At 56.5% G+C, this 23,336-nt stretch carries 18 protein-coding genes; 8 read left to right on the plus strand and 10 right to left on the minus strand.

Annotation, left to right across the window (positions count from 1 at the left end):
- Positions 1 to 19: 19 nt before the first annotated feature.
- Entirely contained in the window at positions 20 to 307 is a 288-nt protein-coding gene (locus tag WFK85_RS09735) for a YsaB family lipoprotein (RefSeq protein WP_157141404.1), read from the minus strand.
- A gap of 199 nt (positions 308 to 506) precedes the next feature.
- On the opposite strand from WFK85_RS09735, the gene WFK85_RS09740 reads away from it, so the two are divergent.
- Entirely contained in the window at positions 507 to 1,502 is a 996-nt protein-coding gene (locus WFK85_RS09740) for an acyltransferase (RefSeq protein ID WP_336706664.1), read from the plus strand.
- Here WFK85_RS09740 and WFK85_RS09745 read toward each other — a convergent pair.
- The 4 genes from WFK85_RS09745 to xylA all read right to left on the minus strand — a co-directional run bounded on the left by WFK85_RS09745 (position 1,499) and on the right by xylA (position 6,034).
- Positions 1,499 to 2,422, minus strand: coding sequence for a GlxA family transcriptional regulator (locus tag WFK85_RS09745; RefSeq protein ID WP_336706666.1), 924 nt, complete (start codon positions 2,420 to 2,422; stop codon positions 1,499 to 1,501). The two genes, WFK85_RS09740 and WFK85_RS09745, sit on opposite strands and share 4 nt — an antisense overlap.
- A complete protein-coding gene (locus WFK85_RS09750) occupies positions 2,419 to 2,961 on the minus strand; it encodes an isochorismatase family protein (RefSeq protein ID WP_336706668.1) in 543 nt (180 codons plus the stop codon). The genes WFK85_RS09745 and WFK85_RS09750 overlap by 4 nt, the downstream gene beginning before the upstream one ends.
- A gap of 250 nt (positions 2,962 to 3,211) precedes the next feature.
- Entirely contained in the window at positions 3,212 to 4,666 is a 1,455-nt protein-coding gene (xylB, locus tag WFK85_RS09755) for a xylulokinase (RefSeq protein WP_312745230.1), read from the minus strand.
- A gap of 45 nt (positions 4,667 to 4,711) precedes the next feature.
- Entirely contained in the window at positions 4,712 to 6,034 is a 1,323-nt protein-coding gene (xylA, locus tag WFK85_RS09760; RefSeq protein WP_166994889.1) for a xylose isomerase, read from the minus strand.
- 371 nt (positions 6,035 to 6,405) lie between these two features.
- On the opposite strand from xylA, the gene xylF reads away from it, so the two are divergent.
- The 4 genes from xylF to xylR all read left to right on the plus strand — a co-directional run bounded on the left by xylF (position 6,406) and on the right by xylR (position 11,438).
- Complete coding sequence (gene xylF / locus WFK85_RS09765; protein ID WP_166994890.1) at positions 6,406 to 7,398, plus strand: D-xylose ABC transporter substrate-binding protein; 993 nt, start codon at positions 6,406 to 6,408, stop codon at positions 7,396 to 7,398.
- Positions 7,399 to 7,448: 50 nt separating this feature from the next.
- On the plus strand, positions 7,449 to 8,990 hold the full coding sequence (locus WFK85_RS09770; RefSeq protein ID WP_336706674.1) for a xylose ABC transporter ATP-binding protein: 1,542 nt from the start codon (positions 7,449 to 7,451) through the stop codon (positions 8,988 to 8,990).
- Positions 8,968 to 10,149: a xylose ABC transporter permease XylH gene (gene xylH / locus WFK85_RS09775; protein ID WP_166994892.1), complete on the plus strand. Its 1,182-nt coding sequence runs from the start codon at positions 8,968 to 8,970 to the stop codon at positions 10,147 to 10,149. Before WFK85_RS09770 ends, xylH begins: the two co-directional genes overlap by 23 nt.
- A gap of 110 nt (positions 10,150 to 10,259) precedes the next feature.
- Positions 10,260 to 11,438, plus strand: a complete 1,179-nt coding sequence (gene xylR / locus WFK85_RS09780; protein ID WP_166878899.1) for a D-xylose utilization transcriptional activator XylR — start codon at positions 10,260 to 10,262, stop codon at positions 11,436 to 11,438.
- A gap of 183 nt (positions 11,439 to 11,621) precedes the next feature.
- Here the strand turns inward: xylR and WFK85_RS09785 are convergent, their stop codons facing one another.
- Positions 11,622 to 12,458 (minus strand): protein bax, encoded by an 837-nt coding sequence (locus WFK85_RS09785; protein WP_008457665.1) that lies wholly within the window; start codon positions 12,456 to 12,458, stop codon positions 11,622 to 11,624.
- Between the two features lie 347 nt (positions 12,459 to 12,805).
- Here WFK85_RS09785 and WFK85_RS09790 point away from each other — a divergent pair, with 347 nt between their 5' ends.
- The 3 genes from WFK85_RS09790 (at position 12,806) to avtA (ending at position 17,207) form a co-directional block, all read left to right on the plus strand.
- Positions 12,806 to 13,561, plus strand: a complete 756-nt coding sequence (locus tag WFK85_RS09790; RefSeq protein WP_166994893.1) for a hypothetical protein — start codon at positions 12,806 to 12,808, stop codon at positions 13,559 to 13,561.
- 118 nt (positions 13,562 to 13,679) lie between these two features.
- On the plus strand, positions 13,680 to 15,710 hold the full coding sequence (locus WFK85_RS09795; protein ID WP_166994894.1) for an alpha-amylase: 2,031 nt from the start codon (positions 13,680 to 13,682) through the stop codon (positions 15,708 to 15,710).
- Between the two features lie 243 nt (positions 15,711 to 15,953).
- Entirely contained in the window at positions 15,954 to 17,207 is a 1,254-nt protein-coding gene (gene avtA, locus WFK85_RS09800; protein WP_166878906.1) for a valine--pyruvate transaminase, read from the plus strand.
- A gap of 39 nt (positions 17,208 to 17,246) precedes the next feature.
- On the opposite strand, the gene WFK85_RS09805 is transcribed toward avtA, so the two are convergent.
- The 4 genes from WFK85_RS09805 to hydN all read right to left on the minus strand — a co-directional run bounded on the left by WFK85_RS09805 (position 17,247) and on the right by hydN (position 23,319).
- Positions 17,247 to 18,269: a HoxN/HupN/NixA family nickel/cobalt transporter gene (locus tag WFK85_RS09805; protein ID WP_336706677.1), complete on the minus strand. Its 1,023-nt coding sequence runs from the start codon at positions 18,267 to 18,269 to the stop codon at positions 17,247 to 17,249.
- Positions 18,247 to 20,505: a carbamoyltransferase HypF gene (hypF, locus tag WFK85_RS09810; RefSeq protein WP_336706678.1), complete on the minus strand. Its 2,259-nt coding sequence runs from the start codon at positions 20,503 to 20,505 to the stop codon at positions 18,247 to 18,249. Before hypF ends, WFK85_RS09805 begins: the two co-directional genes overlap by 23 nt.
- Positions 20,506 to 20,585: 80 nt before the next feature.
- A complete protein-coding gene (gene fdhF, locus WFK85_RS09815; protein WP_166994898.1) occupies positions 20,586 to 22,736 on the minus strand; it encodes a formate dehydrogenase subunit alpha in 2,151 nt (716 codons plus the stop codon).
- Between the two features lie 37 nt (positions 22,737 to 22,773).
- Complete coding sequence (gene hydN, locus WFK85_RS09820; RefSeq protein ID WP_008457677.1) at positions 22,774 to 23,319, minus strand: electron transport protein HydN; 546 nt, start codon at positions 23,317 to 23,319, stop codon at positions 22,774 to 22,776.
- Positions 23,320 to 23,336 lie beyond the last annotated feature (17 nt).

Below are 23,336 nucleotides of genomic sequence, written 5' to 3' on the forward strand. Positions count from 1 at the left end.
GCCGTGAGGGAGAAAGGCGTCAGGTTGTTGCGCGTTGGTTGAGGTTTTCGCGGCTGGAAAGGTGTGAAAATTGACCGCTTTCGTCAAACGAACAGGTAAACCCCTCTTTGCGGGCGGTGCTGCCCATCATTTCGTAGCTGGCCTGATACTGCTTAAAATCTGACAGATTAATACGCTGCGGCTGGGTGTTGTAGCGATAAGCGGCCTGATTTTTACAGGCAAGCTCCATTGCTTCGGTGTGAACCACCGGGCGCAACTTCTGCGCGGCCTGGCCTTCCTGCGGCGTAGAACTGCAGGCGCTGAGCATTAACGCCAGAAAAGCGGTTAAGAGGAACCTATTTTTTCTTTCTGCCATCATCATTCGCTACCAGTACGTTAAACTCGGTTTCTTATATCAACTCCTCGTGCAGCAAGCATTTTGCGAAGCCGCCACGGGGATAGCAAGATGCGCCGGGCAAACTCAGACATTTCCGGACACGGGTAAGCAAGCGGGTTCAGAGGGACGAATGCAGCAAAAAATAAACTGGATAGATAACCTTCGGGGCATCGCCTGCCTGATGGTGGTCATGATCCACACCACAACCTGGTACATCACGAATCCACACACCGTCACCGCGTTTAGCTGGGACTTTTCAAACGTTCTGAACTCGGCTTCTCGCGTCAGCGTCCCGCTGTTTTTCATGATTTCCGGCTACCTGTTTTTTGGTGAACGCAGCGCGCAGCAGCGGCACTTTCTACGGATAGCCAGCTGCCTGCTGTTTTATAGCGCCATTGCGCTGCTGTATATCTGGCTGTTTACCCCCATCAGCACAGGCCTTGCGCTACGCTATATCCTGGTCAAGCCGGTGTTCTACCACCTGTGGTTTTTCTTCGCGATTATGGTGATTTACCTGCTTTCACCGCTGATACAGGTGAAGAAAGTCAGTGCCGTGACAATTCTGGGGCTGATGGTGCTGCTTGGCGTGGTGGCCAACCCCAACACGGTGCCGCAGACGGTGGGCAATATGCGCTGGCTGCCCGTTAACCTCTACATCAACGGCGACACCTTCTATTACGTGCTTTATGGGCTGCTTGGCCGGGCGATTGGGATGCTCGAAACCCAAAGAAAAGGCGTCAGCGGCCTGGCAGGCGGCCTGTTTGTGATTTGCGTCATCTCCATTGCGCTGGGCACGCATCGGCAGTTGAAAATCAACAAAAACTTCGCCGAAACCTTTTACGTCTACTGCGGCCCGCTGGTGTTTATCGCCGCCATCAGCCTGCTGGTCGTCGCCAAAAACTGCCTGAACCAGCGCCCGCTGCCCGGCCTGACGTTTATCTCACGCTACTCGCTGGGTATTTATGGGTTTCATGCGCTGATTATCCATTACCTGCGTACCCATAATATCGAGCTGACCCACTGGCCAGTGCTGGATATTCTGTGGATCTTCGGCGCGACGCTGGCGGGCAGCCTGCTGCTGGCCGTTGGGCTGGGAAAACTTGACCGCAAAAAGCTGGTGAGCTAAGCGTCGCGGCTCCGGCCTCTGGCCCGATGAAGCTGGCGCGGAGAGGAAAACCCGGCGGCGCTGGCGGCCTGTTCCATACGCTGCCCCTGCTGCAGCCGCTGTTCCGCCACCGCCAGCCGGAGCTGTTCCAGGTAGTCGCGCACGGAAATGCCCAGGTGATGCTGAAAAAGGCGGGATAAATGTCGGGGGCTGACGTGAACCCGGTTAGCAATTTCCGGGATCGGCCAGGCAGCCTCAGGTGCAGCCGAAAGCAGATCCTGCGCGCGATGCACCGCCGGGTGAATGTGGTTCCGGTAGCGAAGCCAGGGCGAAAGCTGCGGATCGTCTCCCGAACGGCGGAACCAGACCACCATCTCTCTGGCAACATCGAGTGCCATCCGTGGCCCGCAGTGGCGGTTAATCAAATGCAAAGCGAGATCGATCCCCGATGTAATCCCTGCGCTGGTCCATATACCGCGATCTTCCACAAAAATGCGATTATCTTTCACCTGCGCGCCCGGTGCAGCGGCTTTCAGTCTTTCAAGCACGTCATGGTGCGTTGTGCACTGAATGCCGTGCATCAAACCCGCACGGGCTGCCAGCAGCGCCCCGGAACAAACGCACATCAGATTAAGCTGCTGGCTATGGATTTGCGGCTGCAGCCGGGTTAACCAACGCCGGACTTCTTCCGCCTGCGGCGTGGCAAAAAAGCGGTTTGAATCGCATACACCGGGCAGCACCAGCAGACTTCCGGCGGGAAGGGTCTCAGGTAACGGCTGAATACCGCTGAACGTCAGGCCGATAGAGGTTTCGACCTCAGGGTCCGGGCCAATGTAGTGCAGATCAAACGCGTGCCTCGCCAGCACCAGCGTTTCCGCCGGGCCGCTCAGATCGAGGGACAAAATCCCCGGCAGCACCACAAACCAGACCCCCACACTCATTCCAGCGACTCCAGGCACTCGGCTACGGTTTGAATTTCGGCGAACCGCCCTGCCAGCACTGTTTCGGTGCGGTGGCGCAGGGTGGCGGCGTCCAGCGTAACGCCTTTCCAGGTCATCGGGAAGGTCAGCATCGCCTCGCTAACAAAAGAAATCCGGTAGCCCAGGTCGGAGGCCACCCGCGCAGTGGTTTCGCAGCATTGTTCGGTGCGGATCCCACAGATAATCAGGTGGTTGATGTCTCGGGCACGGAGCCAATGATCCAGCCCGGTATCGGTAAACGCGTTGTGGACGTGTTTCTGAAAGCTGACCGCAGGCTGGTGGCGTAAAAATGGCATCGGCGTAACAAACCCGGAGGCCAGCGAAAAGACATCGTCTTCATCCACATGGAAGATATCCACCACCGGCACACCTTTCTGCTGGCAGCCTGCAATGAGTGCCAGCATCGCCTGTTGGAACGCCGGGACATCATCCTCCCGCCAATAATCCCGGTGAAAGAAAGACTGCTGGGTATCAATATTGATCAGCGCTGTACGTGACATTTTCGGACTCCTTGTTAGTGAGGTTAAAACCATTCTGACAAGGGATTTCACGGTTGCTAATACCAAAAACGGACAGGATAGTGTTGGTTTGAGACGATGAACGCCTCGCTGTACGTCCGGCATCTTCTTCAACCGCAATTTATTCCCTCTCCCTGGAAGGGAGAGGGAATAAATCATGCCAACCTTAGCTTGTGATCCCCCTTGCCACCTTGAGGGGAGGAACGAGGTGAGGAGAAAGTGAACACGACACTCAGGACATCAGCGGCAGCAGCTGCTGATAAATCTGGTTAAAGACCTGGCGGCGCCCGGCATAGCGCTGATGGCGAGCCAAATCAGGCTGATGCCTTTGCTCCAGCGGCGGCTGAGGTAACAGAGTCTGTAAAGGCTGGCCCGGTGAGAGCGCGATTTGCGCCAGGCGCGCCGCCCCAAGCGCGGGCCCAACGTCGCCGCCGGTGCGGTAATCCAGCACCTGGCCGCTGATATCCGCCAGCATTTGCCGCCAGTACGGGCTACGTGCGCCGCCGCCAATCAGCGTGACGCTGTCCGGCGTAATACCGCATTCGTGCACAACGTCCATGCCGTCCGCCAACGCGTAGCCCACGCCTTCCAGCACCGCGCGGGCAAGCTCGGCGGGGCCGTGCTGATGGGTCAGACCAAAAAAGGTGCCTTTAGCCTGCGGGTTATTATGCGGAGTACGCTCCCCGGAAAGATAAGGCAGGAACCAAACCACACCGGCGTCCTGATTTGCCTGTTCCGCCGCCGCCAGTAGAGCCGGTACGCTGCCGAGGCCAGTGAGTTTAGCTGCCCAGTCAAGGCAGGAGGCCGCGCTGAGCATCACCGACATCAAATGCCAGCGGTTGGGTAACGCATGGCAAAAACTGTGTACTGCACTTTCCGGCCTGCTGCGGAAGCCGTCGCTGACGGCAAAGTAAACCCCGGATGTCCCGAGCGAAAGCATTGCCTGTCCGGCATCAACCATGCCGACGCCGATAGCTCCAGCGGCATTGTCTCCTCCTCCCGCCACAACGGGCACAGCAGGCATTTTCCAGGCTTCTGCAACTTCTCGCGTTAGTACACCGGTTATTTCACTGCCCTCAAACAATTCAGGCATATGCCGCCGGGAGAGGCGACAGGCATCGAGCATTGTGTCGCTCCAGTCGCGCTTAGCCACATCCAGCCACATCGTGCCTGCCGCATCGGACATGTCGCTGGCGAATTCTCCGGTCATTCTAAGACGCAGATAATCCTTCGGCAGAAGCACTTTATTGATTTGCGCAAAGATCTCCGGCTCATGACGCTCGACCCACAGAAGCTTAGGCGCGGTAAAGCCGGGCATCATCAGGTTGCCGGTTATCGCTCTTGCCTCTTCTACGTTGCTCTCCAGCAGCGCACATTCCTCGCCGCTGCGGCCATCGTTCCAAAGGATAGCCGGGCGGAGTACGCGCTGTTTGCTGTCCAGCAACGTTGCCCCATGCATCTGACCCGCAAGCCCAATCGCCTTTACACCGCTGAGTGCATGTTTCACGCCCAACGCCCGCATTGCACGGTCCGTTGCCTGCCACCAGTGTTCGGGATCTTGCTCGGACCACAGGGAATGAGGCCGGGATACAGTCAGCGGCTCGCTGCATGTAGCCATCACCTCACCTGCTTCACTGAGCAGGATCGCCTTCACGCCTGAGGTGCCAAGATCGATGCCGATATACATGGTAGCTCCTTAATATCGCGCCGCTTTTCAGCGGCGCAAACAAGTTTAGTTATCGAACAAATAGTGGTTAATCAGGTTTTCCAGCCGCTCCTGATGCCCGCTTTGATGCTGCGGGGCCAGCTTGTGCTGCTCAGCGTACTGCGCCAGCTGCGTGAGCGATATCTGCCCTTTAAGAATTTGCTGGCCCAGCTCACTATTCCACCCGGCGTAGCGTTTGGCGACACGTTTATCAAGCTCGCCGTCTTCAACCATGCGGGCAGCCACTTTCAGCGCCAGCGCCATCGTATCCATGGCGCCGATATGACCATAAAACAGGTCATATTTGTCGGTACTCTGGCGGCGCACTTTGGCGTCAAAGTTCAGGCCACCCGTCGTGAACCCGCCAGCTTTCAGGATCTCATACATCACCAGCGCATTTTCCTCGACGCTGTTCGGGAACTGATCGGTATCCCAGCCCAGCTGCGGATCGCCCCGGTTAGCATCCACCGAGCCAAAAATACCCAGTGCAATCGCGCTGGCGATTTCGTGGTGGAATGAGTGACCGGCGAGCGTCGCGTGGTTAGCCTCAATGTTAACCTTTATCTCTTTTTCGAGACCAAACTGCTTCAGGAAGCCGTAGACCGTCGCCACGTCGTAATCGTACTGATGCTTGGTCGGTTCCTGCGGCTTCGGTTCGATAAGCAACGCGCCACGGAAGCCGATTTTATGCTTGTGCTCAACGACCATTTGCATAAAGCGCCCGATTTGCTCGCGCTCCTGTCGCAGGTCGGTATTCAGCAGGGTTTCATACCCTTCACGCCCGCCCCATAGCACATAGTTTTCCCCGCCCAGTTGATGCGTGGCGTTCATTGCCGTCACGACTTGCGTCGCCGCCCAGGTAAACACTTCGGGATCGGGATTCGTTGCTGCCCCAGCGCCGTAGCGAGGGTGGGTAAAGCAGTTAGCCGTGCCCCACAGCAGCTTCACGCCGCTGTCCTGTTGTTTTTGCGCCAGGACTTCCGTCATCTGTGCAAAATTGTTCAGGTATTCCTTAAGCGACGAGCCTTCAGGCGACACGTCAACATCATGAAAACAGTAATATGGCACGCCCAGTTTCTGGAAAAACTCAAACGCCACGTCGGCCTTGCGCTTCGCAAGCGCCATAGCGTCTCCGGCCTGCTGCCACGGGCGTTCGAAAGCACCCACGCCGAACATATCCGCGCCCGTCCAGCAGAATGTGTGCCAGTAGCAGGCCGCAAAACGCAGGTGCTCTTCCATGCGTTTTCCAAGAATTAATGCATCCGGATTGTAGTGACGAAACGCCAATGGGTTGGTGGTTTTAGGGCCTTCAAAACGCACGCGATCGAGTTGGTCGAAATAAGCTTGCATAGTTAACTCCGTCATCAGAAAACTGCGGCAGGATAGCTGGTCAGCTCATCCTGAGTTTTCCCTGACGGTTGCTCAATTACGTTATTTCACTCTGGGATTGAGAGAATACTCAAATGTGCGTCACCTCGCAAAAAAAGAATAAAATAATAAATAAACATCGCGTAACTGCTTCCATAAATTAGTGCAACAGGCTGGTCATTCAATATGAAATCAGATCGCCATCATAATTTTACGATTAAACAAAAAAACATAACGCGAAGATAAAAATCAGTAATTGATGCTTTCTCCATGAACGATAACAATTCAAACCGTCTGCTGATATGAATCACTCTTTATTCCGATAAGCCACTTTCCCCCTACAGGTAAATAACATGAAGATAAAGAACATCTTAGTTACGCTATGCGCCTCACTTATCCTGACCAGCGTAAGCGGCATCGCAAAAGAAGTGAAAATCGGTATGGCGATTGACGACCTTCGTCTGGAGCGCTGGCAAAAAGATCGCGATATTTTTGTGAAAAAAGCGGAATCGTTGGGGGCGAAAGTTTTTGTCCAGTCCGCTAATGGCAACGAAGAAACCCAGATGTCGCAAATTGAAAATATGATTAACCGCGGCGTTGATGTATTAGTGATTATCCCCTACAACGGCCAGGTATTAAGTAACGTGGTTGCAGAAGCTAAACGCGAAGGCATTAAAGTGCTCGCCTACGACCGCATGATTAATAATGCTGACATTGATTTTTATATTTCTTTCGACAATGAAAAAGTCGGTGAATTACAAGCAAAAAGCATTGTGAGTAAAGTGCCGCAGGGGAATTACTTCTTAATGGGCGGTTCGCCGGTGGATAATAATGCGAAATTATTCCGCGCCGGGCAGATGAAAGTATTAAAGCCTTATATCGACGATGGAAAAATTAAAGTCGTCGGCGATCAGTGGGTTGACGGCTGGCTGCCGGAAAACGCGTTGAAAATTATGGAAAATGCCCTGACCGCGAACAATAACAAGATTGATGCCGTTGTCGCCTCCAACGACGCCACTGCGGGCGGTGCAATTCAGGCGCTTAGCGCGCAGGGGCTGGCGGGGAAAGTGGCTATTTCAGGTCAGGATGCCGATCTCGCGGGCATTAAGCGCATTATTGCCGGTACCCAAACAATGACCGTCTATAAACCTATTACCAAACTGGCAGATACCGCCGCCGAAATTGCCGTCGAGCTGGGGGAAGGTAAACAACCAGCCGCAGATGCCACATTAAATAATGGCCTGAAAGATGTTCCCTCCCGCCTCCTGACGCCTATTGAGGTGGAAAAAACCAATATCGACAGCACCGTCATTGCCGACGGTTTCCACAAAAAGAGCGATCTGTAGCCACCGGGCCTGCGCATACGCGGGCCTTCTCTTTCACCAGGAGGAGCCTTATGCCTCATTTGTTGGAAATGAAAAACATCACCAAATCCTTTGGGCAAGTAAAAGCCGTGGATAACGTGAGTCTGGCCCTGGACGCTGGAGAAGTGATGTCGCTGTGCGGTGAAAATGGCTCGGGCAAATCCACGCTGATGAAAGTGCTGTGTGGTATATACCATCACGGCAGCTATGAAGGTGAGATCTGGTTTGTCGGTGAGCCGCTGCAGGCGAGTCATATTCGCGACACTGAGCGCAAAGGCATCGCCATCATTCATCAGGAACTGGCGCTGGTGAAGCATCTTACGGTGCTGGAAAACATCTTCCTCGGCGTAGAAATTACGCGCCACGGCCTGCTCGACTTCGATGCCATGACGTTACGCTGCCAGAAGCTGCTTGCCCAGGTGAACCTTACGCTCTCCCCGGAAACTCGCGTAGGAGATTTAGGACTGGGGCAGCAGCAATTGGTTGAGATCGCGAAGGCGCTGAACAAGCAGGTGCGGTTGCTGATTCTGGACGAACCCACCGCTTCGCTCACCGAGCAGGAAACCGCCGTACTGCTCGGGATAATTCGCGATCTGCAGGCGCACGGCATCGCCTGTATTTATATCTCCCACAAGCTCAATGAAGTCAAAGCCATTTCCGACACCATCTGCGTGATTCGCGACGGGCAGCCCATCGGCACCCGCGAAGCTAAGCAGATGAGCGAGGACGATATCATCACCATGATGGTTGGCCGGGAACTGACGGCGCTGTACCCCAGCGAACCACACCAAACCGGCGATGAGATCCTGCGCGTCGAACACCTGACCGCATGGCACCCGGTCAACCGGCACATCAAGCGGGTCAACGATGCCTCTTTTTCTCTGCGAAAAGGGGAAATCCTGGGTATTGCCGGTTTGGTCGGGGCCGGAAGAACCGAGGCGGTGCAGTGTCTGTTTGGCGTTTGGCAGGGGCGCTGGGAAGGAAAGATCTACATCGACGGGCAGCAGGTTCATATCAATAACTGTCAGCAGGCTATCGCTCACGGCATCGCCATGGTGCCGGAAGATCGTAAGAAGGACGGCATCGTGCCGGTCATGGCCGTGGGGCAAAACATCACGCTTGCCGCATTGAGTCAGTTTACTGGCGCACTAAGCAGCCTGGATGAAGCGCAAGAGCAGCACTGCATGCTGCAGTCGCTGACACGCCTGAAAGTCAAAACGTCATCGCCCAGCCTGGCGATTGGCCGCCTGAGCGGTGGGAACCAGCAAAAAGCAATTCTTGCCCGCTGCCTGCTGCTCAATCCGCGCATCCTGATACTCGATGAACCCACTCGAGGCATCGACATTGGCGCGAAATACGAGATTTACAAACTTATCAATCAACTGGTGCAGCAGGGGATCGCCGTCATTGTCATCTCCTCTGAACTACCGGAAGTGCTCGGCCTGAGCGATCGCGTACTGGTAATGCACGAAGGCCGCATTAAAGCCGATTTGATTAACCATAATCTGACCCAGGAAAAGGTCATGGAAGCCGCCCTGAGGAGTGACCCCCATGTCGAAAAGCAATTTGTCTGAAATGAAACTGACGGCACCAGGCCGCGCCTCCGTTGGGGCATTAAAATCGCTGAATTTGCAGGTTTTTGTCATGATTGCCGCCATCCTGGTCATCATGCTGTTCTTTACGTGGCAAACGGACGGCGCTTACCTGAGCGCCCGCAACGTCTCCAACCTCCTTCGGCAAACGGCCATTACCGGCATCCTCGCGGTGGGCATGGTGTTCGTCATTATTTCGGCTGAAATCGACCTCTCGGTTGGCTCAATGATGGGTCTTCTGGGCGGCGTAGCGGCCATTTTTGATGTCTGGCTCGGCTGGCCTCTGCCACTCACGATTGTTGTCACGCTGGCCCTGGGCCTGGTTCTCGGGGCATGGAACGGATGGTGGATTGCCTATCGCAAAGTGCCGTCGTTTATCGTCACGCTCGCGGGCATGCTGGCGTTTCGGGGAATTTTAATCGGCATCACCAATGGCACCACCGTGTCGCCTACCAGCGGAGCCATGTCGCAAATCGGGCAAAGCTACCTGTCAGACGGCATTGGCTTTACCGTTGGCGTTATCGGTTTGATGGGCTTTATTGCCTGGCAATGGCGGCTACGCATTCGCCGTCAGGCTCTGGGCCTTGCCGCGCCCGCGTCGGGTGGCGTTGTTGGCCGACAGGCAATCACCGCCGTGATCGTACTCGGCGCCATCTGGCTGTTGAACGACTATCGCGGCGTTCCCACGCCGGTACTGATCCTTGCGCTGCTGCTGCTCGCCGGGATGTTTATGGCTACCCGAACTGCGTTTGGCCGCCGCATCTACGCCATCGGCGGCAATATTGATGCTGCGCGCCTTTCGGGAATCAACGTTGAGCGTACCAAGCTAGCGGTGTTTGCTATAAACGGCCTGATGGTGGCGATTGCCGGGCTGATTCTTAGCTCGCGCCTCGGAGCAGGCTCACCTTCCGCCGGGAACATCGCCGAACTGGATGCCATTGCCGCCTGTGTTATTGGTGGAACCAGCCTGGCGGGTGGTATCGGCAGCGTTGCCGGTGCGGTGATGGGGGCATTTATTATGGCTTCGCTCGACAACGGCATGAGCATGATGGACGTCCCGACCTTCTGGCAGTACATAGTGAAAGGCGCCATTTTGCTGCTCGCGGTGTGGATGGATTCTGCGACCAAACGCCGGGCGTAATGTGCCTGGCGGGCAAAACGTGCAAACGATCACAATGCCGGGGTGGCGTTTCCCGGCGCGCTCGCGGCTGTGATATGCAGACATCTGGTTAGCTACGGGAAACTATCGGCATGTTTGAGAAACGTCATCGCATTACGCTGCTATTCAACGCCAATAAAGTCTATGACCGTCAGGTAGTCGAAGGCGTGGGGGAATATTTGCAGGCCTCTCAGTCAGAATGGGACATTTTTATCGAAGAGGACTTTCGCGCCCGGATCGATAATATCAAAGAGTGGCTGGGCGACGGCGTGATTGCCGATTTTGACGATCGGGAGATTGAACACTTGTTGGAAGGCGCCGAAGTCCCGATTGTCGGCGTCGGTGGCTCCTACCACACGCCGGAGCACTATCCCGCAGTGCATTACATCGCGACCGACAACCACGCGCTGGTGGAAAGCGCCTTCCTGCACCTGAAAGAGAAAGGCGTGCAGCGTTTTGCGTTTTATGGGTTGCCCGGCTCGAGCGGCAAACGTTGGGCGGCCGAACGAGAGCACGCTTTTCGTCAATTGGTTGCGAAGGAAAAGTACCGGGGCGTGGTTTATCAGGGCATAGAAACGGCACCAGAAAACTGGCAGCACGCCCAAAACCGCCTGGCGGACTGGGTACAAACGCTGCCGCCGCAAACCGGCATTATTGCGGTCACGGACGCCCGAGCCCGACACCTGCTGCAGGTCTGCGAGCACCTGCATATCCCCGTCCCGGAAAAGCTTTGCGTTATCGGCATCGATAACGAGGAGCTGACCCGTTATTTATCGCGGGTCGCGCTTTCGTCAGTAGCACAGGGTACACGTCAGATGGGCTACCAGGCCGCCAAACTGCTACACCGCCTGCTGGACAGCGAAATCCTGCCGCTCCAGCGTGTGCTAGTGCCGCCGGTGAGGGTTGTGGAACGCCGCTCCACGGATTATCGCTCGCTGCATGACCCGGCGGTAATCCAGGCGATGCACTACATCCGCAATCACGCCTGCAAAGGGATCAAGGTCGAACAAGTGCTGGATGCGGTCGGGATCTCACGTTCGAACCTGGAGAAACGTTTTAAAGAAGAGGTCGGCGAGACGATTCACGCGGTAATCCACGCCGAAAAACTGGAAAAAGCGCGCAGCCTACTGATTTCAACTTCTTTATCTATCAATGAAATATCACAGATGTGCGGCTACCCGTCTTTGCAATATTTCTATTCGGTATTTAAAAAAGAGTATGACGCCACGCCTAAAGAACACCGCGATCGCTTTAGCGAAATTTTAGTTTAAAACCATACTCTAGATAATTCGAGTTGCAGGAAGGCGGCAAGGCCGGGAATCCTCAGGAGCATAGCTAACTATGTGACTGAGGTGAGCGGGTGCAGCAAACGCGCCTGCGGCTTGAAGTATGACGAGTATAAATAACAATGCCCTCCGAAGAGGGCATTGTTTATTTCATTCAGGCAATGAAAATTAATTCGGCAGCATTAAACGCTGGTTGCTCTGATACATCGCGAACAGGAAGTTATTATAGCTTGAGCCTTTCGCCGAATACCCTTTCAGCTTGTGAATCATATTATTAGCCGTCACTTCCTGATCCGCTTTGCGCAGCTTGGCACGCTCTTTACGGAACGAAGAATAGGCCGGATGGGTATTCAGGTTAGCGACGTAAGCATTCACGCCTTCATTCACAGAGCCGTAATGCAGGTAACCTTTCACTTTACCGGGCTCGCTGTTGCAATGGCGCTTGGTGCACTTCATGCCAAACAGATTGTTGTTGCTGCGGGCAAGTTTAGATGTGCCCCAGCCGCTTTCCGCCGCTGCCATTGTCGCCACCATATTGGTAGGAATGATATCGACTTTTTCCAGCAGGCTGTTCCACGGCACACGGTTGGTATTGCCGCGCCACGCCACCTTGTAACGCTGGGTAATTTCTTTCAGACGTGCACGCTCAGTCGGCGACCAGCGCTTTTCGTACTGCTTTGAAATCAACCAGTTACGGTCGGCAGTTATCGCTGCATTTTGGCGGGTAATATATGGCATGACCGTCCGGAGAAACGCTTTTTTCCTTGGTGTCCCGGAAGGGTATTTTCGCAAATCAGGAAGCGAACCATTTTCACTATTGCGAGAATACTCTTTTTTACTACTTGCCAGTTTACTGCTTACCGCTTTCTTGCTGCTTACTTTCGTTATATGGGCCTTGCTGTGCGATTTAGGCTCATGTTTACTGGCGAGCGCGTGACTTGAAAAGCCCACGGTCAGCAACATGAGTATCGCGGCCCCGAATCGTCGAAATGGGGGTGATATCATTAGCTCTCCTGGTCGGATCGATCGTTTCCAGTGCCTTATTTTTTAAAAGGTTTTAGAAAAACAGAGGCGAATTATATCAAAATTAACCGCTCAGAGCACCTTTAGAAATAGTACTATTCCGAAACAATGTCACCTATGAACTTCTTATGGTGATAAAAAGTATTGTAAAATTCGGGGCTTAATCACACTTCGCGGCACAGTAAAAAAATGCACTGCGGAGGATGATTCCCGCATTTAGAGAGTGAGATTATTGGTTATATTTTTAAGGTGGCGGCGGCAATAGCCTGACGGCGGAACGACCGGGGTTAAGGCGCTCAAATAACATTTGATACAGGAAAACTGGCAACATGAGCCTGGTGCAGAACCTGATAAAAAAAGCCTTTGCAACGGCGAACGCTAACGAAGCCGCAAGCTTCCTTGCCAGCGCGTGCAACCGTATGAAAGCGCATAATAAAGAGCAAATTCAGGCCGAGGTTAGCGCAGCATTAGTCAACGTTAATCTTGTTCGCATCAGTGAAAAACCGCCGCAAACCAAAACGGTTTACCAGGACTCGCCGGAAACCCTCCGTCGCCTGAGAGAAGCTGAGTCACTCTCCACCAGCCTGCTTGCCCAGCTGCGAGAAGCCCAGCAGCGCTCCGCTCAGGGTAACACCGTAGAAACAATCGCCCGCCTGCAACGATATGAAAAACAGGTCACAGAGCTCCAGAAAGCGCTGAATATCAGTCAGGAAATGCACCTGAAAGAATCTGCCCTGGTGCGCAGCGTGATGCAGCGGGAAATCGACGAGCTGAAAAGCCTGCTGAACCGCCAGAAAGAGTCCGGCTCCGGGCTGCTGGAGACACATCAGCGGGAAAAAGCCGAGCTTCATCAGCGCCTGGAAGCCGCCGACGAACTGATTAAAACCCAGCAGGAAGCGCGCTACAAAGCGGAAGCGGAAGTGGCGATCCTGCAGGAAAAACTCGAGAATCTGCGCGCCGATAACCATTACAGCTTTGAGCAGTGTGAAACCCTGAACGCCAGACTCACCAAAACAATCGATGAGCTGCTCGCCACCCGCAACACGCTGAGCGCCCACTTCGGCCACTGGTTAACGAACAAATAAAAACGTTAACGCCGTCACTCACCCCGGCGGCTACACCCTGTAAAACACACGGGTAGGATGAGCGCATGTTTCCAGGGGCATGGCAAACTGCGCAATAAATCCTCACTGGATGATGCGTATGACACGACTCTCTCTCTGCCTGTTGTTCACGCCCTGCCTTGCATTCGCGGGCTGGAACGCGCCTGGGCTTTCTGCTTTTCAGGCCACACATCCGGGCTTGTTTACCAGCGCAACAGACCTCGATAAAAGTACCCTTCCCCTCAGGCTGACGCAGGATAATCAATGCTGGCAGCCCTCAGAGGCCATCAAACTTAATCAGGTTCTGTCCCTGACGCCCTGCGCCGGGGATGCCCCGACGTGGCGGGTTTTCCGCGCCGGAGAGTACCAGGCGCAAATAGATACCCGCAGCGGGACGCCAACGCTGATGCTTACCCTTCAGCCGGAGGCCAGCAGTCAGCCCCTGCAAGTGATGGCGCAGTGCCCGAAATGGGATGGAAAGCCGCTCAACGTCGATGTCAGCAGCACTTTTGCTGAAGGATCGGTTGTGCGGGATTTCTACAGCGGGAATACGGCCCAGGTTGAGCAAGGCCACATCACGCTGATGCCCGCGGCCGGAAGCGGCGCTTTATTGCTGCTGGAATCTGCCACTGTGGCGAAGCCTGCCCCGTTTAGCTGGCAGAATGCGACGGTCTATTTCGTTCTCACCGACCGTTTTGAAAACGGCAACCCGGCGAACGACCACAGCTATGGCCGCCATAAAGACGGCATGCAGGAAATAGGCACTTTCCACGGCGGCGACCTTGCCGGGCTGACCAGCAAACTGGATTACCTGCAGCAGCTTGGCGTTAACGCGCTCTGGATAAGCTCCCCGCTGGAGCAAATTCACGGCTGGGTGGGCGGCGGCACCAAAGGTGATTTCCCGCATTACGCCTACCACGGCTATTACACCCAGGACTGGACGAAGCTTGATGCCAACATGGGCAACGAAGCCGATCTCCGCCGACTGGTGGATGAAGCCCATCAGCGCGGGATCCGCATTCTGTTTGACGTCGTGATGAATCACACCGGATACGCGACGCTCGCCGACATGCAGGCATACCAGTTTGGCGCCCTCTATCTCAAAGGTGATGAACTTAAAAAAACCCTCGGCGAGCGCTGGACTGACTGGAAGCCAGCCCCGGGCCAAAGCTGGCACAGCTTTAACGATTACATCAACTTCAGCGACAAGGCCGCGTGGGATAAGTGGTGGGGCAAAGCCTGGATCAGAACGGATATTGGCGATTACGACAATCCCGGCTTTGACGATTTAACCATGTCGCTCGCCTTCCTGCCCGATTTGAAAACCGAAGCGACCGCGCCAGCAGAATTACCGGCGTTTTACAGCCGCAAGCCGGATACCGCTGCAAAGGCGATTCCGGGCTACACGGTTCGCGATTACCTGACCCACTGGCTAAGTCAGTGGGTGCGTGACTACGGCATTGATGGCTTCAGGGTCGATACGGCAAAACACGTCGAAAAAGCGGCCTGGCAGCAATTAAAAACGCAGTCCAGCGCGGCATTGGCTGAATGGAAACAAGTCAACCCGGACAAAAAAATTGACGATGCACCGTTCTGGATGACGGGCGAAGCCTGGGGGCACGGCGTGATGAAAAGCGACTACTACGCCAGCGGCTTCGACGCGATGATCAACTTCGACTATCAGGAACAGGCGGCCAAAGCCGTAGATTGCCTGGCCACGATTGGCCCGACCTGGCAGCAAATGTCTGACAAACTTCAGCAATTCAACGTGCTGAGCTACCTCTCCTCCCACGACACCCGCCTGTTCCGGGAAGGTGGACAAAAAGCGGCGGAGCTGTTGCTGCTCACGCCAGGCGCGGTGCAGATTTTCTACGGGGATGAAACCCAAAGGCCGTTTGGCCCGACGGGCTCTGACCCGCTACAGGGCACCCGCTCAGACATGAACTGGCAGGATGCCACCGGCCCGCAGGCCACAACGCTTGCCCACTGGCAGAAGCTGAGCCAGTTCCGCGCCCGCCACCAGGCCATCGGCGCAGGAAAACAAACCACGTTGAGCGTAAAACAGGGCTATGCCTTTAGCCGGGTCAGCGGGGATGACAAGGTGATCGTGGTGTGGGCGGGCAATCCATAGGCGTTAAAGCCCCTCAGCAAGGGAGAAAATAAGCGGTTTATTCCCTCTCCGTGAGGGAGAGGGTTAGGGTGAGGGTAATAACGCCACATCCCTGAAAAGAGCGCCCGGCTTCAACATATCCTGCTGCACAGCACAAATCACACAGCATATTCGCCAACAGTGGCTATGCTTACCGGGTTTGCACGGCGTTATTTGTAGCGCTATGGTTAGCCTCTTTTCAAAAGTATTCAGCAGACCCACGTTATGACGTTTTCACTTTTCGGCGATAAATTCACCCGCCATGCAGGCATCACCCGCCTGATGGAGGATCTCAACGACGGCCTGCGCACACCAGGCGCCATCATGCTTGGCGGTGGCAACCCTGCGCAGATCCCGGCGATGAACGACTACTTCCAGCAGCTGCTTTCCGAGATGCTGGCCAGCGGTAAACTGACCGACACGCTATGCAACTACGACGGTCCGCAGGGGAAAAGTGAACTGCTAAAATTGCTTGCCGGTATGCTGCGCGATGAACTGGGTTGGGACATCGAACCACAGAATATTGCACTAACAAACGGCAGTCAGAGTGCATTTTTCTACTTGTTTAACCTTTTCGCCGGACGTCATGCGGATGGTCGCACCAAAAAGGTGCTCTTCCCGCTGGCGCCGGAGTACATTGGCTACGCGGATGCCGGACTGGAAGAAGAGCTGTTTGTCTCCACCCGTCCGAACATCGAACTGTTGCCGGAAGGCCAGTTTAAGTACCACGTTGACTTCGAACACCTGCATATCGGCGAAGATACCGGCATGATCTGCGTATCTCGTCCGACGAACCCGACCGGCAACGTAATCACCGACGAAGAACTGATGAAGCTGGACGCGCTGGCGAACCAGCACGGCATTCCGCTGGTGATCGATAACGCCTACGGCGTGCCTTTCCCCGGCATCATCTTTAGCGAAGCCCGCCCGCTGTGGAACCCGAACATCATCCTGTGCATGAGTCTGTCCAAGCTCGGCCTGCCGGGCAGCCGCTGTGGGATCATTATCGCTAACGAGAAAATCATCTCCGCCATCAGTAACATGAACGGCATTATCAGCCTGGCGCCGGGCGGCATTGGCCCAGCCATGGCCTGCGAAATGATTAAGCGGAACGATCTGCTGCGCCTGTCTGAAACGGTTATCAAGCCGTTTTACTACCAGCGCGTGCAGGAGACTATCGCCGTACTCCGCCGCTATCTGTCGCCGGAACGCTGCCTGATCCACAAGCCGGAAGGCGCTATCTTCCTGTGGTTGTGGTTTAAAGACCTGCCGATCACCACCGAGCTGCTGTACCAGCGCCTGAAAAAGCGCGGCGTGCTGATGGTGCCGGGCGATTACTTCTTCCCGGGGCTGGACAAGCCGTGGCCGCACACGCACCAGTGCATGCGCATGAACTATGTCCCGGAGCCGGAAAAGATCGAGGCAGGGGTGAAAATCCTGGCTGAAGAGATTGAGCGAGCCTGGGCGGAAGCCGAATAACGAGTAACAATGTAAAACGGGGCTTAATGCCCCGTTTTCTTATCTCACCACTAAAGCGTCATAGCCTTTCCAGCGGTAGTTCAGCATCGAAATCCCCCAGCAGGCGATAAACAGCCCGACCACAACAAATCCGGCGTTGCCGAGGTTGTCGTTGAGCGCGCCAACCCACTGCCAGATCCCGTCCTCTAACTGGAATTTATCAGCCAGCAGGCCCAGCGCTTCAAGCCCACCGATAAACAACGCCACCACCACAGAAGTGCCGGTAATCGTCATGTTGTAGTAGAGCTTGCGCTGCGGTTTGTTAAACGCCCAGCCGTAGGCACCCACCATAATCACGTTGTCGAGGGTATCCACCAGCGCCATGCCGCTGGCAAACAGCGCCGGGAATACCAGAATCGACCAGATGGACATGCCGCTGGAGGCGCTGGCGGCAGAAATGCCCAACACACCAATTTCGGTGGCGGTGTCAAAGCCGAGGCCGAACAGGAAGCCGACCAGGTACATGTGCCAGCTTTTGCCGATCAGGCGAAAAACAGAGTTAAACAGCCAGCTCATCATGCCGCCGCCGGTCATTTCCGTCGCATCTGCAGCCAGCGGTTCACCGCGTTTAAGCTTGCGGAAGTTGCGCCACACGCCACGCAGGATGACCAAGTTAACCAGCGCCATCGCCAGCAGGAAGCAGGCCGACACGGCGGTGCCGATCACGCCGCCAACGTCATGGAACCAGTCCATTTTTTGCTGGAAAGCCGCAGCAGTAGCTGCAATGGCGACAGAAGCCAGAATCACAATGCTGGAGTGACCCAACGAGAACCAGGCTCCCACGCCAAACGGGCGTTTGCCCTGCTGCATCATTTTGCGGGTGACGTTATCAATCGCGGCGATATGGTCGGCGTCTACCGCGTGGCGCAGGCCGTAGCACCAGGCCAACAGGCTGGCCGCCATCAGCGCCGAGCTGTGGTTAAACGCCGCCAGCGCCCAGGCCCAGGCGGCAAAGTTAGCAGCCACTAAAACCGCCAGCAGCAGGCCGGCGCGCGGGTTGTCACGAAGAACACGCATTAACATCTTTTTTATCCTTGTGGTGATTCAAATAGCGGGCAGCGGCAACCACTGCCTGCCCCAGGGAAAGCGCCCCGTCACCGGCGGGAAGCCGCGTCGGGAAGAGAGGGGTGAAATCGGAGAGATAGAACGCCAGGCGCTCGCGCAGCAGCCGGTTGTGCAGCACGCCACCGCAGCAGGCCACGGTGGTCACGCCTGTGAGCAGGGCATGATGGCGAACCAGCGCCGACAGGCCTTTCGCCAGGGCATCGTGAAACGCCCAGGCCCGCGCTCCGGCCTCGCCCTGCCAGCCAAACCATTGCCGCCAGAAGGCCGCCAGATCGAGATGACCGTTCACCAACGGCAGCGTGACAGGGTGCGAGCAGGGGCCAGCGTCCAGCGCCAGGGCTTCAAGGCGACAGGCGGCTTCGCCTTCATAGCTTTGTTGGTAAGGCGCACAGTTGAGCGCGGTGGCAACGGCATCAAACAGCCGCCCGCAGGATGAGGCTAGTGGAGCATTAACTCCGCGAGCCACCGCTTTGGCCAGAGGTCGCCACGCCTGCGCCCGCACAGCTTCTGTTTCGGGATAACGCTGCCAGCCGGGCACAAACGCCTCACACTGGGCGAGCAGGTTACGCCACGGCTGCACGGCGGCCAGATCTCCCCCCGGCAACGCCACGGCCGGCAATCCGCCGAGAGAGACACAGCGCCGGTAATTCACCAGCAGGCATTCGCCGCCCCAAAGCTGGCCAGCTTCGCCATAGCCAATGCCGTCCAGCACAAGGGCAATGACGCTGCCGCCGTTCAGCGGCCAGCCGTGTTCGGCCAGGCAGGCCGCCGTGTGGGCGTGGTGATGCAGTACTTCAGTAACAGGAAGCGCCATGTCATGTCCCACCTGCGCGCTGCGGTAGTAAGGATGCGCGTCGAGCGCGACATGCTCTGCCTTAAAGCCGTAGATCTCGCTCATCAGCGCCAGCGAGCTTTGCCATTGGGCCTCCACGCCCTCCTGAGCCAAATCGCCAAAATGCTGACTCAGCACCGCCTGCCCGCTGCGAACCAGGCAGAAGGTATTTTTGAGATCGCCCCCCAACGCCAGAATCGGCGGCAGGTCTTTAAAGCCAGCGGGCAAAGGAAGCGCATCCGGCACAAAACCTCGCGCACGGCGCAGCATTTCGCCGCTGGCTCGCATCACCGAGTCGTCCATGCGCTGAAGAATGTCCCGGTTATGCAGCAGAAAACCGTCGGCAATACTGTCCAAATCCTGAAGCGCCTGAGCATTGTCGATGGCTGGCGGTCTGCCGTTGAGGTTCCCGGAGGTCATCACCAGCGGGCCACCAAAGTCCTGAACCAGCAGGTGCTGGAGCGGGTTAGCGGGCAGCATTACGCCGGTTTCGTTTCGCCCCGGCGCCACGGCAGCGCTCAGCTCAGGCAAAACATCACTCGCCACCAGCACCACCGGCGCTGCAGGCGTGGCAAGCCGCGCCATGGCCTCATCAGGCAACCCTTGGGGCGTAGCAATCATCACCGCCAGCGGTTTGGCGGGACGCTGCTTACGCGCCCGGAGGCGTTCAACGGCGGCATTGTTACGGGCATCCACGGCAAGGTGAAAACCGCCCAAACCTTTAACCGCCACGATTTTTCCCTCACGCAGCGCGGCAACGGCCAGGGCGACCGCCTGCTCGCCGTCCAGTCGCTGCGCGCCCTGCTGCCAGTAGATCTGCGGCCCGCAGTCCGGGCAGGCTACCGGCTGAGCGTGAAAACGCCTGTCCATCGGGTTGCGATATTCTTCCTCGCAGGCGGCACAGAGCGGAAACGCCGCCATCACCGTGGACGGGCGGTCATAAGGCATCGCCCGGATGATGGTGAAACGTGGCCCACAGTGGGTGCAGTTGATAAACGGGTAGCGGTAGCGGCGGTCGGTCGGATCGTTAAGCTCGCGCAGGCATTCCGGGCAGGTGGCGGCATCCGGTACGATTTGGGTGTCCATCGCGCCATGGCCGCTGTGGCGAATGCTAAAGTCCTGGGGCAAAACGTCCCAGAAAATTGGCTGCTGCGCCACGCTGTCGATGCGCGCCAGCGGCGGGCAGTATTCGTGCAGTTCGCTCAGAAACGCTTCCGGGTTGGCCACCAGACGAACCACAACGCCTTCGCCATCGTTGCAGACATCGCCCATCAGCTTCAGCCGCTGTGCGATTTGCCAGACAAAGGGGCGGAAGCCAACGCCCTGGACTTTGCCGCGAATGCGGAGTTCGGTGCCCCTCACCCTGGCCCTATCCCCAGAAGGGAGAGGGGAAAAATCGAGTTCAGACTCCACGATTCCTTCATCCGGGGTGAGGGTAAAAATCACGCTTCCACCGCCTCGCGCAGCCGCGCCTTCATGCTGTTATAGGTCGTTTGCGCATAGCTCTCCGCCCACGCCTGATCCTCAATCGCGCTAACGTTCACCGCGCAATATTTGGTTTCCGGCGTTTTGGAGATCGGGTCGAGATTGTCCTGAGTCAGCTCGTTACAGGCGCCAATCCACCATTGATAGGTCATATAGACGGAGCCTTTGTTAATGCGCTCGTTCACGTCCGCGCGGCTGATAACCTTGCCGCGACGCGAACTTACCCAGACCAGTTGCCGATCTTTGATACCTAGCGCGTCCGCATCCAGCGGGTTGATTTGCACAAAGCCGGGTTCATCCGCGAGGGTTTGCAGCGCCGCGCAGTTACCGGTCATCGAGCGGCAGGAGTAGTGCCCGACTTCGCGGACGGTGCAAAGCACCAGCGGGTAGGTATCGTCAGGCACTTCGGCGGGCGCACGCCAGGCGGCGGCAAACAGTTGCCCTTTGCCGCTTGGCGTGTCGAATTTGCTGTCTTTGTAGAGATACGGCGTACCGGGGTGGTCCAGCGTCGGGCAAGGCCACTGCACGTGTCCCATATCGCCCATTTTTTCGTAGGTGACGCCGTAAAACAGCGGACACAGCTCACGCAGCTCATCCCAGATTTGCTGGTTGTTTTCATAGTGCATTGGGTAGCCCATCGCCGTCGAAAGCAGGCTGATGATTTCCCAGTCGCGCTTCACGTTGTATTTCGCCTCGATGGCTTTCTCGAAGCGCTGGAAGCCCCGGTCGGCACAGGTAAAGACGCCGCCGTGCTCGCCCCAGGACGTGGCGGGCAGCAGCACATCAGCGACTTCGGCGGTTTTGGTCATGAAGATGTCCTGCACCACCACAAAGTCGAGCGCCTCAAATCCTTTGCGCACCAGGCCCAGGTCCGCTTCGGTCTGGAGCGGATCTTCACCCATGATGTAGTAGGCTTTGACTTTGCCCTCTATCGCCAGGTGCGGCACTTCGGTAATGCGCACGCCAACTTTGTCATCCATCACCGCCGGGTCAATCCCCCAGGCTTTAGCAAACTTCGCGCGCACTTCAGGATCAACCACATCCTGGTAGCCGGGGAACTGGTTAGGCAACACACCCATATCGCAGGCTCCCTGCACGTTGTTCTGCCCGCGTACTGGGCCAACGCCAACGTTTTCACGCCCCAGGTTGCCGGTGAGCAGCGCCAGGCTGGACAGCCCTTTGACCACGTCTACCGCCTGGCCGAACTGGGTTACGCCCATGCCCCACATGATGGTGGCGGATGGCGCTGCGGCGAAGGTACGCATCGCCTGGCGAACCTGCAGAGCCGGTACGCCGGTTAAATGCTCGACGTCCTCCGGCGCGTAGTCCTTCACGGTTTCGCGGTAAGCCTCCAGACCTTCGGCATATTTGGCGACGTACTCTTTGTCGTACAGCTGCTCTTCCAGCAGGACATAGCCAAAGGCGTTCACCAGCGCCATGTTGCAGCCGTTTTTGATTTGCAGATGCTGATCGGCAATGCGGGCGGTTTCGATGCGGCGCGGGTCGCAGACGATAATTTTCGCGCCGTTGCTTTTGGCTTTAATCACCCGACGAGCCACGATAGGGTGCGAATCGGCGCAGTTGTAGCCCACCACCAGCAGGCATTTGGAGTTTTCGATATCGCCGATGGAGTTGCTCATCGCCCCGTTCCCCAGCGTTGCCTGCAGCCCGGCCACGCTTGGGCCGTGGCACACGCGGGCGCAGCAGTCGACGTTGTTGGTGTTCAGCACCGCGCGGGCGAATTTCTGCATCACAAAGTTGGTTTCGTTCCCCGTTCCGCGCGAAGAACCGGTGGTCATAATGGCGCGAGGGCCGAACTGCTCTTTGATCGCCTTCAGACGCGCAGCGGTATAGCTAATCGCTTCTTCCCAGCTTACCGGCTGCAGTTTGCCGCCCTTCTCGTAGCGGATCATCGGCTGCGTCAGGCGTGGCGTCAGCAGTTTGGTGTCGTTAAGAAAATCCCAGCCGTAGTAGCCTTTCAGGCAGAGTTCGTTTTGGTTAGTCACGCCCCCGGCCGCTTCGGCGCGAATAATTTTGTTGTTCTCAACGACCAGTTTCAGTTTGCAGCCGGCCCCGCAGTAAGGGCAGACGCTGGTAATTTTTTTCATCAGTAACAGACCTGTTAAAAGTTGAAATGCAAAGGGATTAGAACGTCAGCGCCGCAGGGGCATCTAACGCGGCACGGCGACGTTTTTCCGCGCTCATTTGTTCCAGCCGGTTACGGTCCACGCACAGGATGGCGTTGGTCGGGCAGGCTTCCAGGCAGGCCGGGCCAGCCTCGCGGTGATAGCAAAGGTCACATTTGTTGGCCTCAGCTTTTTCCGCCATCACGTTTAGACCGGCACCGCTGTTGCGGATCACTGGCCGCACGACGACCTCCATCGCGCCATAAGGGCAGGCAACGACGCAGGTTTTGCAGCCGATGCAGCGTTCCTGCATGACGTGGACAAAGCCCTGGTCCCGGCTGATGGCGCCGTTAGGGCAGACGTTGGCACAGGGCGCGTCCTCGCACTGGCGACACATGGTGGCGGTAGACACATTCACGCCTTTGATGACGTGAATACGCGGTAAGAAGGTTTGGGGGGTCAGCGCCGAACAGTCCTGGTTCTCCTGGTGAGAGACCACGCACGCCACCTCACAAGTGCGGCAGCCGATGCATTTGCTCGAATCGGCAATGATGAAGCGGTTCATCATGAACTCCTGCAATA

The sequence above is a fragment of the Cedecea sp. VD22 genome (assembly GCF_037150195.1).
Lineage (GTDB): Bacteria > Pseudomonadota > Gammaproteobacteria > Enterobacterales > Enterobacteriaceae > Cedecea.

What these genes read in the sequence shown, in the direction of transcription:
- WFK85_RS09735 (WP_157141404.1), bottom strand. Translation starts at nt 307, where the DNA reads ATGCTCAGCGCCTGCAGTTCTACGCCGCAGGAAGGCCAGGCCGCGCAG.
- WFK85_RS09740 (WP_336706664.1), top strand. Translation starts at nt 507, where the DNA reads ATGCAGCAAAAAATAAACTGGATAGATAACCTTCGGGGCATCGCCTGC.
- WFK85_RS09745 (WP_336706666.1), bottom strand. Translation starts at nt 2,422, where the DNA reads ATGAGTGTGGGGGTCTGGTTTGTGGTGCTGCCGGGGATTTTGTCCCTC.
- WFK85_RS09750 (WP_336706668.1), bottom strand. Translation starts at nt 2,961, where the DNA reads ATGTCACGTACAGCGCTGATCAATATTGATACCCAGCAGTCTTTCTTT.
- xylB (WP_312745230.1), bottom strand. Translation starts at nt 4,666, where the DNA reads ATGTATATCGGCATCGATCTTGGCACCTCAGGCGTGAAGGCGATCCTG.
- xylA (WP_166994889.1), bottom strand. Translation starts at nt 6,034, where the DNA reads ATGCAAGCTTATTTCGACCAACTCGATCGCGTGCGTTTTGAAGGCCCT.
- xylF (WP_166994890.1), top strand. Translation starts at nt 6,406, where the DNA reads ATGAAGATAAAGAACATCTTAGTTACGCTATGCGCCTCACTTATCCTG.
- WFK85_RS09770 (WP_336706674.1), top strand. Translation starts at nt 7,449, where the DNA reads ATGCCTCATTTGTTGGAAATGAAAAACATCACCAAATCCTTTGGGCAA.
- xylH (WP_166994892.1), top strand. Translation starts at nt 8,968, where the DNA reads ATGTCGAAAAGCAATTTGTCTGAAATGAAACTGACGGCACCAGGCCGC.
- xylR (WP_166878899.1), top strand. Translation starts at nt 10,260, where the DNA reads ATGTTTGAGAAACGTCATCGCATTACGCTGCTATTCAACGCCAATAAA.
- WFK85_RS09785 (WP_008457665.1), bottom strand. Translation starts at nt 12,458, where the DNA reads ATGATATCACCCCCATTTCGACGATTCGGGGCCGCGATACTCATGTTG.
- WFK85_RS09790 (WP_166994893.1), top strand. Translation starts at nt 12,806, where the DNA reads ATGAGCCTGGTGCAGAACCTGATAAAAAAAGCCTTTGCAACGGCGAAC.
- WFK85_RS09795 (WP_166994894.1), top strand. Translation starts at nt 13,680, where the DNA reads ATGACACGACTCTCTCTCTGCCTGTTGTTCACGCCCTGCCTTGCATTC.
- avtA (WP_166878906.1), top strand. Translation starts at nt 15,954, where the DNA reads ATGACGTTTTCACTTTTCGGCGATAAATTCACCCGCCATGCAGGCATC.
- WFK85_RS09805 (WP_336706677.1), bottom strand. Translation starts at nt 18,269, where the DNA reads ATGTTAATGCGTGTTCTTCGTGACAACCCGCGCGCCGGCCTGCTGCTG.
- fdhF (WP_166994898.1), bottom strand. Translation starts at nt 22,736, where the DNA reads ATGAAAAAAATTACCAGCGTCTGCCCTTACTGCGGGGCCGGCTGCAAA.
- hydN (WP_008457677.1), bottom strand. Translation starts at nt 23,319, where the DNA reads ATGAACCGCTTCATCATTGCCGATTCGAGCAAATGCATCGGCTGCCGC.